A 14,392-nucleotide genomic window follows, 5' to 3' on the forward strand; every position below is an offset into this window, starting at 1 on the left:
TAGGGAGGTAGAGCAAGATGGCTAAAAAAGCACCAGAAATGGAAGAGTACAAATATGGTTTTCGCGACGAGCACAAATCCATCTTTCAAACCGGTAAAGGTCTGACTGCAGAAGTGGTTACCGAGATTTCCAAGATTAAGAATGAACCGGAATGGATGTTGGAATTCCGTTTGAAATCCTTGAAACAATTCGAAAAGATGCCAATGCCGAAATGGGGCGGAGATCTCGACGGATTGGATTTCAATGAAATTCAGTATTATGTACGTGCTTCTGAAAAACAAGGTAAAACATGGGAGGAAGTTCCTTCCGAAATCAAGGAAACCTTTGATAAATTGGGTATCCCTGAAGCAGAGCAAAAGTTCCTTGCAGGTGTATCGGCTCAGTATGAGTCCGAGGTTGTATACCACAACATGCAAAAGGAATTGGAAGACCAAGGTGTAATCTTCATGGACACGGATACGGCTCTCAGAGAGCATCCGGAAATCCTGCGTGAATATTTTGCTACAGTTATTCCGCCAGCAGATAACAAATTTGCTGCATTGAATAGTGCGGTATGGTCCGGAGGAAGCTTCATCTACGTGCCTAAAGGCGTTAAATGTGAAGTGCCTCTGCAAGCCTACTTCCGGATTAACTCCGAGAATATGGGACAATTCGAGCGTACACTCATCATTGCGGACGAAGACAGCTTCGTTCACTATGTAGAGGGATGTACAGCTCCAATCTACAGCACGAACTCACTGCACAGTGCGGTTGTTGAGATCATCTGTAAGAAAAATGCCCGTGTTCGTTATACAACGATTCAAAACTGGGCACCAAACATCTACAACCTCGTTACGAAACGTGCGGTTGCAGAAGAAAATGCAACGATGGAATGGGTCGATGGTAACATCGGTTCCAAACTGACAATGAAATATCCAGCGGTTGTACTGAAAGGCCGTGGAGCTAAAGGTTCCGTACTCTCTATCGCTGTAGCTGGTAAAAACCAGCATCAGGATGCAGGGGCGAAAATGATTCACTTGGCTCCGGATACAACATCTACGATTGTATCCAAATCCATCAGTAAACATGGTGGTAAAGTAACGTACCGTGGTTTGGCTTCCTTTGGACGTCAAGCTGAGGGCGCGAAATCCAACATCAAGTGTGATACACTCATTCTCGATAATGAGTCCACATCGGATACAATTCCTTACAATGAAATCATGAATGATAACATCATGCTGGAGCATGAAGCTACAGTATCCAAAGTGTCTGAGGATCAGCTCTTCTACCTGATGAGCCGCGGTCTGACTGATGCAGAAGCAACACAGATGATTATCATGGGCTTCATTGAGCCATTCACGAAGGAATTGCCAATGGAATACGCCGTTGAGATGAATAGATTGATTAAATTCGAAATGGAAGGCTCTATTGGTTAATCCAATACAGCGCTTTTTGAAGCGGTGAAGTTGAACCTTACTGTTGATGTTAAGCGGTAGTAAGGCTCAGATGATCGCTTATGAATATAAGAAAGATCAAGGGAGATATTCCCTTGATCTTTTTTTGTTGCCCAAACAAGACCATGAGAAAGTGGTATGTGGGATCAATTGGTCAGGTATTTCTGACTGAAATATTAGATTATAGATTATACAAATGAATAGAACAGATTTATTCTTCCATTAACGAATATTACATATATTTGAATTGATTAAAATATAAGGGGGTATATGATGCGAAGAAGTATAGTTAAAAAAGGAGCAGCCTTGGTATTGTCTGCTGTTGTTGCCTTAACGAGCTCTCCGTTATTTTTATCAACGGCGAGTGCTGCAGAAGGTGGATCGGTATCGGGTTCATTCAACGTACTTAGTTATAATGTAGGTGGTCTTCCGGATCTGGTATCCAGTTCCAACCCCAAGGAGTACACCATTCAGATTTCCCCCAAATTAAATGACTATGACATCATTAATGTGCAAGAGGATTTTAATTATCATAACGAGCTGATATCCCAAGCCACTCTGCCGTATTTGACGACAACAAGCGGAATTGCGGGTTTTGGTAGCGGGTTGAACAGTCTGTCCAAATATCCATTCCGTGACTTGAAGCGTGTTACCTGGGATAAGCGATCCGGTCTTTTTGACAATGGAAGTGATGAATTGACTCCAAAAGGATTTACAGCAGCTACATATGAGATCACACCTCAGGTGAAAGTGGACGTATACAACTTGCATGCGGACGCAGGTAGCGATGATAAATCGCTTGAGGCCAGACGAGATAATATCAGACAACTCTCCAATTACATAAAGGAGCACTCGGACGGGAATGCAGTTATCGTATTTGGGGATACCAATACACGGTACACCCGTGCGGCTGACAATATAGAGCTGCTCATGTCTGAGAATGGATTAAGAGATCCGTGGATCGATTTGATTCGAGGTGGGAGTATTCCCGCTGATGGAGACGCCCTTATGGACGCAACCAATTTAAATGGACCCAACTATGAGATAGTGGACAAAATTTTGTATCGCGGAAGTAAAGCGTTGTCCCTTAATGCACAGAGCTACCGTTTGGAAAATCAAACGTTTGTTGACCCGAGTGGGAAGCAACTCTCTGATCATTATCCGATTACAGCGGAATTTGTGTACAGCACATCTTCTCAGTACCAACTAAGTTCAACAATTGGAGGATCCGGAGGAACTGGGTTTAATGATCTAAATCATATTCCGGAGTCCAGACCTAGCTCAGTGGTGCTTAACTCGGGCAACCGTGTAGACGGCATTTCAACGTTGTACAGGAATGGAACGAACCTGGCACATGGTGGTCAATCCAACATTGCCACACTGAACTTGGCAGACGGAGAGTACTTAACTCAGGCTACCATTGGTCAGGGGACACGTAATGGAGATAAACGGATCTTTTACGTGGAGTTGTCCACCAATCTTGGAAACAAAGTTGAAGGCGGACAAAAGACATCGGATCAAATTATACTTGAGGCACCAGCAGGGTGGTATATAGCCGGATTTTATGGAAGAGCAGGACAGGAATTGGATCAGCTAGGGGTCATATACAGACCTCTCAATTAGGAGTGTGTAGTGGTTAAAATAAAAACGTAGTATATGTAACTGATAGAAGAATCATATTAGCATAGCGCCGCTTGGAATATACGTTGGAGAGACCATAAGGTTTCCCTAATGATATTCTGAGCGGTATTTTTGTGGAATAAAATAAGACCAATAGCACAAGCCATTTCATAGATTTAAGCATTTAATGATAGAAAAGGATGTGAGTGTATGAGCGTAAACCCTTTCGAGGGCTATCGGATTACAAGTTCATTCGGCTATCGAATTCATCCTATTCATGGTGGACAGACATTTCACCGCGGGATTGATCTCGTGACAGAGCCTTGGAATGGCCCCGTCTATGCCTTTATGGAAGGTAGGGTACGTTTTGCTTCCGAAGGAGTTACAGGCTCCGGATTCGGCGGTTACGGGCTTACAGTTGCCCTTCAAGATCACCGTGGCTACTTGCATTGTTATGCGCACCTTTCACGTATTGCTGTAAGCGTTGGACAGCAGGTGAAGCGAGGCCAGCTTGTCGGTAATCAGGGGAGCACGGGTCAGAGTACTGGTCCGCATGTACATTATGAGATTCGTAAAACAAGTGCACCATCTTACGGATATACAGCCAGCGAAGATGGTGTGACGGAACCGGGTGCGTATTTACAGTCCGAATACGGAACTGCATCTCAGGAACAGGAGGCTCCGCCGATGACCACTGAGCAGAAGAAAATGTTTGAGGCCATACAGAAAACGCTGGAGATTCAAGGGGGATGGATTCAGCAACAGGAGCAACTATCCAATATGGATTGTCCCGCATGGGCACAGCAAGCATTTGATTATTATCGACCGTTTATTATGAACGACAAAGGCAGTTATGAATTTTGGAGATTACTTGTTATCATGTACCGCAAGGAAAAAGGCATCCAGGTTCATTCGGATTCCGACACATAGATTCCTGCAAAGAACAAGGGAGTAGCAGAAGGCTGATCCACTCAGGTAGATGCAGACAGACAACCCTTTATCGAATGTTGCCTGTTCGCCCGGTTCATTCCACCGGAAACGTCATATGTTAGGGTATACCTGATGAAGAGGAGGCAATCACATGAGCGAAGTAGGATATGGCTGTGGTGGCAACGTAGGCGGAGTAGGCGGCGTTGGCGGGTACAATATGTTCACAAACACTGGTGCAATCTTGGTACTGTTCATTCTGTTGGTTATCATCACAAAAGCATTCTGCGTGTAATCCAACATGATTGAATCGGAATAGACAAAAGGGAAGCCGATTACGGCTTCCCTTTTGTCATATGCCAACCTATGAGTTGGTTATTTCAGTTACCTATGGGCTTCTTCGTATACATGCTCTGTACAATGAACAGTTACTGTACATAGATCTCAACGATAGCAATATCTCTTTCTTTCGCTAAATCGATAAAGGCCGTAGAGGTCTGAACGAGTGGTCGGAAATAATCCGCAGGATTATTCATGACAATGAGTCCCGTCTGACCCGTGGTGAGCAGAACCCTTTTACCGATAAAATTAGGCAGCATATGCTTGATCAGTTCCTGCGTTGCTTCAGCATTTAACTGACCAAAGCTGAGGCTGTACAGTTCACATAGAACAGAGATCAGTTCCTGTTTGGTCTGGTACACCCGATTCGTCGTCATGGCGCTGTAAACGTCTGCTACAGCCGTTATACGGGCATATGGGTGGATCTCGTCTCCTCGCAGTCCATGAGGATAACCACTACCATCCTCGCGCTCATGATGCTGAAGTGCAACCGTTGCCAGAATTTCATCCTGCGTGGATTCTTTAATGATATCGTACCCATAGAATGTGTGTTTCTTCATTTCGTCAAATTCTTCCGTGGTCAATTTACCAGGTTTATGTAACATTTCAGAAGGAATCTTGGACTTGCCGATATCATGAAGATATCCTGCTTTGGCTACCGTTAGACATTCCTCGGGGTTGTAACCCATCCAGCCGGCGATATAAAAAGCGAGCATTCCGACTTGCAATGAATGGTTGTACGTATAATCGCTATCCCCGTCCAGCATAAGCAACAAGGAGACAACATCCTTTTGTTTTTCCAACTGTTCTGTTAGGGTAAACAAAATCTCATCGACCTGTGTCTCATCAATAAAACCCTTCTCCATCGCTTGTTGAAATAGAGATTCAGTACCTTTGATCGTATCGTTAAACAAGTTAGTTAACAGACGGGTTTGATCGGAAGGTAAGGTTTGTGCATCAGAGTGTAGGTCGGATGTTGTGTGTTCTACATCTGCGTACTCGATTCCATGTTGCAACAGTTTGGATAAGTCATCTTCACTGAGGGTGGAACCTTTCATCAGCATGTGGAGACCCGAACTGTTGTATACATCATTTTTTAACAGGTCACCCGGTTTAAGATCAGTAACATGCACTCTCACGTATAAACCACCTTTTCTCGACTAATATCGACACATATAATTATAATAACAAGAAAAAAATGGGTTGACAACGACTTATTTACTATTAACCCACTCGATCTAAAGGTGTAAAGGCTCATTGTTTAGTTCTCAATGGGGTTCCATGGTCCTAATTGATGTCCCTTCCATTCAGATCCATCTTCCCAAATTTCCTTTTTCCAGATCGGAACGGTCTGTTTGAGTCTCTCTATGGCGTAACGGCTTGCATCATAACAGTCGTTGCGATGAGGCGAGGAAACGGCAATGACTACGCTAATCTCTGCCACATCCACTTTGCCGATTCGGTGACTGATTGCACATAACACACCAGGCCAGCGATCGGAGATTTCCACACCAATGGCCGCCATCTGAGAAAGAGCCATCGGCACATAGGCCTCATATTCAAGATGGACGGTGCGCTGTTCACCGGTCATTTCACGAGTCGTACCTACAAAAGTAAGAGCTGCCCCGTGATTCGGGGTAATCACTAGCGCCGTTGTTGCTTCCACGGACAAGGTGGACTCTGTGATCAGAAATAAGCCATCTTCAGTCCGATGCTCTGGGATGGCAGAGCGAAGTTTTTCATCAGATATATCCGTACCATCACCTCCAGAGACGGGAGGGATCAACGCAAGTTCATCTTCTGAGCTAAGTATAGTATCGGCAGGAGCGTACTGCTGGTTAACTGCCAAAAAGGATGTCTTTATCTGAGAAGCTGCCTCTGGGTAGGCCAGACTCAGTTTTTCTTTTAAATCGGCAGCGGTTGGAATGTCTCCAATGTACTCAAACTCCAGAAGGGATGTATTTAAACGTTCTGCAATGCCTGCAAATAGTTGAATTGTCAATTTCATAGATATGACTCACCTCTTTTTGATCTCTAAACCCTTTAAATATATCATAACGACGCGGAAAATGTTATGCTTATCCATTAGAAGAATGAACGTTTATTGAAGAGCAGGGGAGGCGGTGTGATGAGCACCAGGGAGAAGCAAACGTTAACGATTCTACACACCAATGACATCCATAGCCACTTCGGCTCCATGAGCACCATCGCCGCTATGATCAATGAGGAACGTGACCAGGGTGGCAACTTCCTTGTATTGGATATCGGCGATCATATGGACCGGATGGCCGTTGAAACAGAAGGAACACTGGGTACGGCTAATGTTGATGTTATTAACCTGACGGGCTACGATGCCATTACAATCGGTAACAACGAAGGTCTAACCTTTACGCCAAATCAGCTCTCGCAGTCCTACGCTGGACTTCTGTGTCCTGTGGTATGCGGCAATGTTGTGGAGCAAGATACTGGCCTTCCGCCAGTGTGGATGAAACCTTCTCTGATTGTGGAGAAAGGTCCATTTCGCGTTGGTCTGCTGGGGGCAACTGCCCCTTTTACCACGTTTTACGAACTGCTTGGGTGGGATGTTCTGGACCCTGTGGAGTCACTAAGAGCTCAAGTGGAAGCATTACGTGATGAAGTGGATGTGGTGGTTGTTCTTTCACATCTGGGACTTTCGACAGATCGGAGACTGGCGGAGCAGATTACTGGAATTGATGTTATTCTCGGTGGACATACCCATCATGTTCTCGAAGAACCATTAGTCATTGGTCAGACCGTGCTGGGTGCAGCCGGGAAATTTGGTCAATGGCTTGGGAAAGTGGTTCTGGAACGAACAAGCGTGGGAGAACCTCTCCAACTGATAAGTAGCGGTTGTATGGCTGCCAAAAGTATATTACTGGATGATCAGGTCGCTCTGGCAATCGCTACAAATCGTACGGAAGCCGAAAGGACACTCAATCAGACGGCAGTGATAACGGATCGGGTGCTGCCCATCGCGTATGACCGGGAATCCCCGTTTGCAACATTGCTTGCACAAGCTGTTCGTCATTTCACGGGGGCACAGCTGTCTCTGGTGAATGCAGGTCAGCTTCTCGGAGATCTTCCACAAGGTAATATTACAAAAGGAATGTTGCATTCCCTATGTCCATCTCCTATAAATGCTTGTACAATATGCTTGAGTGGAAGTCATATTCGTGAAGCACTTGAGCAGTCCTTGTTGGACGAGTTTTCAGGTAAGCCCATTGTGGGATTTGGTTTTCGTGGTCATATTCTAGGCACGTTATGTATGGATGGAGTGGAAGTTCAATACAATCCACATGCGCCAGCCTATGAGAAGATTCAGACCATATCCATCAATGGGGAGCCTATGGACGAACAATGTGAGTATATCGTTGGGACACTGGACATGTTTACGTTCAATGTGGGGTATCCTCCTCTGGCTCATGGAAACCGTACGCTCTATCATCTTCCGGAATTCATACGCGATTTGCTGGAAACGGAAATAAAACGACCAGGGGCTCTGGACGACAGCCTGCGAGCCCGCTGGCATCAAAGCTAAATTAAAGTACTTGCCTTCTGCTGAAGCGGCGGCTAGTGGTAATTACATCTACGGAGCGGGAGAGGATAGGCTGTGCGTTTAGTACATATAAACTTATTGCAGCCTGGCATGAAGCTGGGAAAACGTATTTATAGTGAAGAAGGCCTTGTATTACTTAGTGAGGATGTAGAGCTAACCAGTCGATTGATTGGACGCCTTAAGGATCTCGGGGTCGGTTATGTGTATATTAAAGATGCTGCGACAGAGGACATCATCGTTCCTGAAATGTTGCAGGAAGAGACCCGAAGGAAAGCACTGGTCGAGATCAAACAGCAATTTCAGAGTATGTCAGGACTGAAAACCAAAAATCAGATTCCTCATTTCGGTAAAGCGCTTAGTGGTGTGATGAATGCGATTCTGGAAGACATCGGTAGTCAGAAGGAAGCCATGATTATGCTGATGGACATGAACTCCAGCGACTTTGACCTGTATAACCATTCTCTGAATGTATGTGTGTACACGCTGGTTCTTGGTGTTGCTTCGGGTTACACACGCCAGCAATTAATGGAGATTGGTCTGGGCGCTTTGTTGCATGATATCGGCAAAACACAGATTGCACCAGAAATTTTGCATAAACCCTCCAGATTGAGTGACGAGGAATTCAAAATCATTCAGCAGCACACTACATATGGACACCGTATTCTCAAAGATGAACCAGGTATACCGCTTCTATCCGCGCATTGTGCATTGCAGCACCATGAACGAATTGATGGCAGTGGATATCCCTTTGGTTTGAAAGACAAGGAAATTCATGAATATGCCAAATGGATTGCGCTTGCTGATTCGTATGATGCCATGACAACGAATCGGGTGTACAAGCAAGCCTTGCTGCCGCATCAGGCAGTAGAGGTGTTGTATACAGGTTCAGGAACCCTCTATGAACAACGGATGTTGGAAAAGTTCAGGGATTGTGTTGCGATATACCCAGTAGGTATTTCAGTCAAGCTCAGCACGGGAGAGGTTGGAGTAGTTGCATCAATTCATTCACGTGTTCCTCAACGTCCGCTTATCCGTGTTCTAAAAGATGCGGACGGCCAGACTTTATCTTCGCCTTATGAAATTAACCTGCTGACAGCTCTGTCTGTGATGATCACAGGTGTAGAGGGTGTGGAGGATACACCTTCAGCGGCTCAAAGTGAACAGGTAGAAAGCTGAACAACTTGAAAGATGATTAGCGCTCATGTCGTAATATCCGGGCCGTTTCGTAATTCGGTCCAGAGTTGCCTGAGCGTTTTTTGTCATGTAATGGACAGGGTCTGCGTATGCCGGAGCATTCAAAATTGTGCTATGATAAAAGATAACTCCAAAAAGAAAAACACAAGGTATGATGTAAATAAAACTTTTTAGGTTAATAAAAGGAATAAGGTGAGGAACAATGACCATGCTAAACTCAGGATCGGTACAACCGATGCCTTTATCGCCAACGAATGATCCGTGGGATCCGATCGGCTCTCTGCGTACATATGGACGCCATGTGCTGACCAGTGTAGAAATGACCGTGACACATCTGTGCAATATGAGGTGTGAGCATTGTGCCGTGGGAGATATGCTCACGATGCGTGAAGCGCCGGCTCTCCCGCTTCCTCTGATGCTGAAACGATTGGATGAAGTGGAGCATCTGCAGACAATTAGTCTGACGGGTGGCGAGCCAAGCTTTAGCCAGAAAACAGTGGATGAGATGATTATCCCGCTGCTCAAATATGCCAAGGAACGTGGAATTCGTTCCCAGATCAATTCGAATTTAACACTGGATATCGGCCGGTATGAGCAACTTTTACCTTATCTGGACGTTATGCATATCTCATTCAACTATCTGAATGCTGACGATTTCCATCAAGTTGGATTTGCCAATAGTGGCAGACCTGTGAAACGTGAAGTAGCGGTGAAGATGTATGAGAAAATGATTGAAAATTCACGCAAACTGAGTGAAGCAGGCATGTTTATCTCTGCGGAATCGATGATTAACTTCCGTACGCACGACAAGCTGGATGGTATTCACCAATTGATTCGTGAGATGGGCTGTGTCCGTCATGAAGTGCATCCGATGTATAATTCGAACTTTGCTTCGTCACTGCCCGTGTTATCACTGGATCATATGAGAGCAGCGATTCATCGTTTGCTTGATGTGCGTGACAAAGATATGTGGATGTTATTCGGGACCCTGCCATTCTTCGCGTGCAGTGCAGCAGAGCAGGATCGGGAACTGATCAACCGTTTATACAGCGAACCAAATGTGACGGTACGTAACGATCCGGACGGACGCAACCGTGTTAACGTTAACATGTTCACGGGTAATGTGTATGTGACGGATTTTGCGGATATCCCGGCGTTTGGTAACATTCGTGATCGTAAACTGGATGAAGTGTTCCATGAATGGTCAGCTGAACATCCGTTGAATCAAACGGTCAATTGCCATTGCGATATTGCATCCTGTTGCGGACCAAACCTGCTAGTGGCAGATATGTATTACAAGGGTGTAGATTTCAAATCTAGAAAGGCAATCACACTTTGATATTCCAGGTGTATTCCTGAAATAGATAGAAAAGGGGAGTTTCAACTTGGATATTCATACCGAATTTCATCTTGGACAGCTGGTATTTAATCTGGTCTGTGTCTTTTTGCTCGTATTTTTGAATGGCGTATTTGTTGCAGCGGAATTTTCCCTTGTGAAAGTAAGACAGACACGTTTAACTCAATTGCAGAGTGAAGGAAACCGTTTGGCTGGTTATGCACTGAAGGTGAATAGTAAACTGGATTCCTATCTATCGGCAACTCAGTTCGGGATTACATTGACATCGCTTGGGCTCGGGTGGCTGGGAGAACCAGCCATCTCTGAATTGCTCGTTGAGCCTCTCATGTTTAAGCTCGGTGTAGGAGATACAGGGCTTATATCGACCGTGTCCGTCATTATCGGTTTCTGTATCATTACGTTTCTGCATATTGTGTTGGGTGAGCTTGCGCCTAAATCGTTGGCAATTCAAAAAACAGACGGAGTGGCATTGTTCTTATCTGCGCCCTTGCTGTTGTTCTACAAAATCTTCTTCCCGTTCATCTGGGTACTGAATGTATCGGCTAATGCATTGCTGCGTCTGGCGGGTATCGAACCTGCCAGTGAAGGAGAAGCTCACTCGGAAGATGAACTTCGAATTCTGATGAAGCAGAGTGCCAAAAGTGGTGTCATCGATAAAGATGAGATCAAACTGATGGACAACATCTTTGATTTCTCCGATATGCTGGCACGTGAAGTGATGCTGCCACGTACAGACATGGATTGTCTGTACACGCATATGTCTTTGGAAGAGAACCTGGAGATCATTAATGCAACCAAACATTCCCGGTATCCCGTAGCAGTAGAAGACAAGGATGAGATCATTGGATTTATACACATCACCGATCTGTTGCTGGCTAAACCGGAGCAACAACATGATCTGGCTTCACTCGTCCGACCAATCTTAAACGTTCCTGAATCCATGGAAATCAGCCATGTGCTGCGTCTGATGCAGAAGAAACATTCTCAGATGACGCTGGTTGTGGATGAATATGGCGGCACAGCTGGATTGCTGACTGCGGAAGAAATTCTGGAAGAGATCGTTGGAGACTTGTATGACGAGTTTGAGGATGAGCGTCCGCATATGGAACGCAGTGGAGATTCCTTTTCCATTGATGGTCGTTCGCTTATTGAAGAAGTTCATAAGTGGACCGGAGCCATCATTGAGGATGAAGAAGTGGATACCATTGGTGGATGGCTTTTTAAAGAGCTTGGAGGTAGTCCAGCCAAGGGCAAAACTCGGGAGCTGAATGGATACGTCTTTGAAGTGGAAGAGTCTTCTCGTTTGCGAATTACTCGGGTTCGAGTGTACAAGCAATCTGTTCCTCAAGACATGAATTCGGAAGATCAGTCAACACAATAAACAGACCTCAAACAGACCTCTGAAAGTACCGCCATTGTGGTGGGGCTTTCAGAGGTTTTTTTGATGTGTGAGCTAAAAGGGGATTAACTTACCGATTTGAAACATATGGATATAGAGACGGGAAGCAATCGTTTGAAATGTATGTTGGATGCATGCAAGCATTGAGAAAGGAGAGTTGTTCTGTGAAAGATCCGCAGCTTCGTGCTTACGCCCCGTTTGTGGGGCCGTTTGACCCTTGTCCGCCTGTAGAGATTCGAACGTATCTGGTTCCTCCGCAATTATTTATTCCATTTCAACCTATGGGCTGGCCGCAATACAGTCCGGCAGAAGCGTTAAGACTGGGAACATTATGGCCTGCATTATACAGCCCTTATACACCAGCAAGATCGAAAGGGAGGAAGGTGGAATTGGATGGAGCCTGAAGTGCCCAAAGCCTGTGATGCAAGGTACTATGAGCTGTTAGAGGAGCTCCAGGCACTGGACTTTGTATTAGTTGAGCTGAATCTGTATCTGGACACCCATCCGGGTGACTTTCAGAGTATTGAACAGTACAACAAATTCAGTCAGGAGCGCATGAGAGTTGCACATGAATTTCAACAATTGTACGGACCGCTGATGAACTTTGGTCATGCATTCTCCAAATATCCATGGGAATGGTCACAGACACCGTGGCCATGGCAAGTGTGAAACAATCTCCTCGGGTTTCCGTGCAAAATTGCCACGCCGGGGACTCGGGGAATATGCCAGCAATTTCAAATTCATTCTAAAAGGAGGGCTCTGCATGTGGGTGTATGAGAAAAAATTGCAGTATCCTGTTCGGGTTAGCAAATGTGATCCTCATATGGCAAAATTGCTGGCTGAACAATATGGAGGAGCGGATGGTGAGCTGGCGGCAGCTCTGCGGTATTTGAACCAGCGGTATACCATTCCGGATAAAATTATCGGGTTATTAAATGATATCGGCACAGAGGAATTCGCTCACTTGGAAATGATTGCTACCATGATCTACAAGTTGACCAAGGACGCGTCGGTAGAGCAACTGGAAGAAGCGGGACTCGGGCCTAACTATGCTCAGCGTGATTCTGCTTTATTTTACACGAATTCCTCAGGTGTACCTTTTACTGCAGCATACATTGCTTCGAAGGGAGATCCGATCGCGGATTTGTACGAGGATATTGCAGCAGAAGAGAAAGCCCGGGCTACATATCAATGGTTAATCGATCTGACCGATGACGTGGATTTACAGGATAGTCTGAAGTTTCTGCGGGAACGGGAGATCGTGCATTCGTTAAGGTTCCGGGAGGCCGTGGAGATTCTGAAAGACGATCGGGATACAAAGAAGATTTTTTGAACAGGTGGAAAATAGGAACCTGGCAGTCCGGTGAGGGCTGCTTTTTGCTTTGAAGAAATGGAGAGGCTAGAAGAAGTGTATGTGCTGAAATGTGGATTGCTTACATATAAAAAGACGATCCTCTTTGGAAGAAAGAGAACCGTCCTGTTTATTATATTTTGGCGAAGTAAAGCCTAATATTCAACCACCATGGCAACATTTTGCCACCCGGCTCCAACGGTCCAGAACAGAACTTTGTCACCACGCTGAATCTGACCGGTTGTAACCGCTCGATGTAATGCAATGAACGGACTGCTGGTTGAGGTATATCCGAACTCATCTCCGATATAGACGGCAATATCGTTACCAATGCCGATGTTTTCGGATACAGCCCGAATGTTACTAATAGATAGTTGGGAGAAGCAGGCGGCTCTGATCTCATCTGGTCCAATCTCGTTACGTGTCAGCAAAGTACGAATGGACTCGGAAGCGGCATCCACACAGATGGAATCATCAAATGGGATGAATTTCACATGAAAGGCACCCGCATCCACACCTGTTTTGCCGAGCTTTGCCAAGCCTTCTGCAGGAAAAAGAGAATTACCATACACACAGGTATCCGTCTGATAGATGGAATCAATGAAACCGACAGCATGTTCATCCCGCTCTACAATAACCGCCGCTGCTGCATCACCGAAATTGGCGAAGTATACGGGATCATCGGGACTGGCGTGAGGAGCCACGTAATCGGAGCCGATGATTAAAGCCCGGCGAATTCGAGGATTGCCCAGCATCTGCCGGCTAACCTGTTCGAAAGCAGCGGTCATGCCTGCACAGTTCGCGTTACTGTCAATACAGATCGTGTGAGAAGCTCCGTTAATCAGGCGATGGATCATCAGGGAATTCGTAGGAAAGATGTATTCTGGCGTTTGGCTTGCATAAGCAATCAGATCAATATCTGCACCGGTGAGTCCGGTTTTCTCCAGTAGGTTACTGGCTGCCTCAAAGGCCATGCTTAGTGAGTTTTCGTCATCGTTGTCAATTTTATAACGTGTATCACGACCAAGTGCCTGTAACAATCCACGAATATCTACACCTCTTGCATCAAAATGTTCAATATAAAAATCATTGTGCACCTTGGTTGCTGGATGATAGATATCGATATCTACAATACGAATTCCGGCCATCTTCATTCTCCTCTTGAGCGGAAGGGTGAATTCACAGCTTGTCCGCC

General features: G+C 45.5%; 14 protein-coding genes. 11 read left to right on the forward strand and 3 right to left on the reverse strand.

Translation table 11 applies throughout. The features are described from left to right. Positions 1 to 17: 17 nt before the first annotated feature. The 4 genes from sufB to J2X75_RS01955 all read left to right on the forward strand — a co-directional run bounded on the left by sufB (position 18) and on the right by J2X75_RS01955 (position 4,275). Positions 18 to 1,415: a Fe-S cluster assembly protein SufB gene (gene sufB, locus J2X75_RS01940; RefSeq protein ID WP_036669904.1), complete on the forward strand. Its 1,398-nt coding sequence runs from the start codon at positions 18 to 20 to the stop codon at positions 1,413 to 1,415. A gap of 291 nt (positions 1,416 to 1,706) precedes the next feature. Then, on the forward strand, positions 1,707 to 3,056 hold the full coding sequence (locus tag J2X75_RS01945) for a jacalin-like lectin (RefSeq protein ID WP_310334003.1): 1,350 nt from the start codon (positions 1,707 to 1,709) through the stop codon (positions 3,054 to 3,056). A 207-nt stretch (positions 3,057 to 3,263) separates the two neighbouring features. Continuing rightward, a complete protein-coding gene (locus tag J2X75_RS01950; protein ID WP_307538143.1) occupies positions 3,264 to 3,983 on the forward strand; it encodes a M23 family metallopeptidase in 720 nt (239 codons plus the stop codon). A gap of 151 nt (positions 3,984 to 4,134) precedes the next feature. Then, positions 4,135 to 4,275 carry a hypothetical protein gene (locus J2X75_RS01955; protein WP_017689533.1) on the forward strand — a complete coding sequence of 47 codons (141 nt, stop codon included), beginning with the start codon at positions 4,135 to 4,137 and terminating at the stop codon, positions 4,273 to 4,275. Between the two features lie 133 nt (positions 4,276 to 4,408). On the opposite strand, the gene J2X75_RS01960 is transcribed toward J2X75_RS01955, so the two are convergent. Continuing rightward, complete coding sequence (locus J2X75_RS01960) at positions 4,409 to 5,458, reverse strand: HD-GYP domain-containing protein (RefSeq protein WP_091032616.1); 1,050 nt, start codon at positions 5,456 to 5,458, stop codon at positions 4,409 to 4,411. Positions 5,459 to 5,580: 122 nt separating this feature from the next. Continuing rightward, entirely contained in the window at positions 5,581 to 6,327 is a 747-nt protein-coding gene (locus J2X75_RS01965) for a molybdenum cofactor biosynthesis protein (RefSeq protein ID WP_310334006.1), read from the reverse strand. Positions 6,328 to 6,447: 120 nt separating this feature from the next. Here J2X75_RS01965 and J2X75_RS01970 point away from each other — a divergent pair, with 120 nt between their 5' ends. The 7 genes from J2X75_RS01970 (at position 6,448) to J2X75_RS02000 (ending at position 13,179) form a co-directional block, all read left to right on the forward strand. Beyond that, entirely contained in the window at positions 6,448 to 7,878 is a 1,431-nt protein-coding gene (locus tag J2X75_RS01970) for a bifunctional metallophosphatase/5'-nucleotidase (protein WP_310334007.1), read from the forward strand. Between the two features lie 72 nt (positions 7,879 to 7,950). Further along, positions 7,951 to 9,072 (forward strand): HD-GYP domain-containing protein, encoded by a 1,122-nt coding sequence (locus tag J2X75_RS01975; protein WP_124113809.1) that lies wholly within the window; start codon positions 7,951 to 7,953, stop codon positions 9,070 to 9,072. A 220-nt stretch (positions 9,073 to 9,292) separates the two neighbouring features. Next, positions 9,293 to 10,429 (forward strand): radical SAM/CxCxxxxC motif protein YfkAB, encoded by a 1,137-nt coding sequence (gene yfkAB, locus J2X75_RS01980; protein ID WP_310334009.1) that lies wholly within the window; start codon positions 9,293 to 9,295, stop codon positions 10,427 to 10,429. Between the two features lie 46 nt (positions 10,430 to 10,475). Continuing rightward, complete coding sequence (locus J2X75_RS01985; protein ID WP_124113810.1) at positions 10,476 to 11,828, forward strand: hemolysin family protein; 1,353 nt, start codon at positions 10,476 to 10,478, stop codon at positions 11,826 to 11,828. Positions 11,829 to 12,010: 182 nt separating this feature from the next. Continuing rightward, positions 12,011 to 12,250: a spore coat associated protein CotJA gene (locus J2X75_RS01990; RefSeq protein WP_307543249.1), complete on the forward strand. Its 240-nt coding sequence runs from the start codon at positions 12,011 to 12,013 to the stop codon at positions 12,248 to 12,250. Continuing rightward, a complete protein-coding gene (locus J2X75_RS01995; protein WP_091014607.1) occupies positions 12,240 to 12,515 on the forward strand; it encodes a spore coat protein CotJB in 276 nt (91 codons plus the stop codon). The genes J2X75_RS01990 and J2X75_RS01995 overlap by 11 nt, the downstream gene beginning before the upstream one ends. 94 nt (positions 12,516 to 12,609) lie before the next feature. Then, a complete protein-coding gene (locus J2X75_RS02000) occupies positions 12,610 to 13,179 on the forward strand; it encodes a manganese catalase family protein (RefSeq protein WP_091014606.1) in 570 nt (189 codons plus the stop codon). 173 nt (positions 13,180 to 13,352) lie between these two features. Here the strand turns inward: J2X75_RS02000 and J2X75_RS02005 are convergent, their stop codons facing one another. After that, the gene (locus tag J2X75_RS02005; protein WP_150365738.1) at positions 13,353 to 14,345 is read right to left on the reverse strand and encodes a 3-oxoacyl-[acyl-carrier-protein] synthase III C-terminal domain-containing protein; all 993 of its coding nucleotides are present in this window, start codon (positions 14,343 to 14,345) and stop codon (positions 13,353 to 13,355) included. Positions 14,346 to 14,392 lie beyond the last annotated feature (47 nt).

This window comes from Paenibacillus sp. 2003 (assembly GCF_031455635.1).
Lineage (GTDB): Bacteria > Bacillota > Bacilli > Paenibacillales > Paenibacillaceae > Paenibacillus > Paenibacillus amylolyticus_B.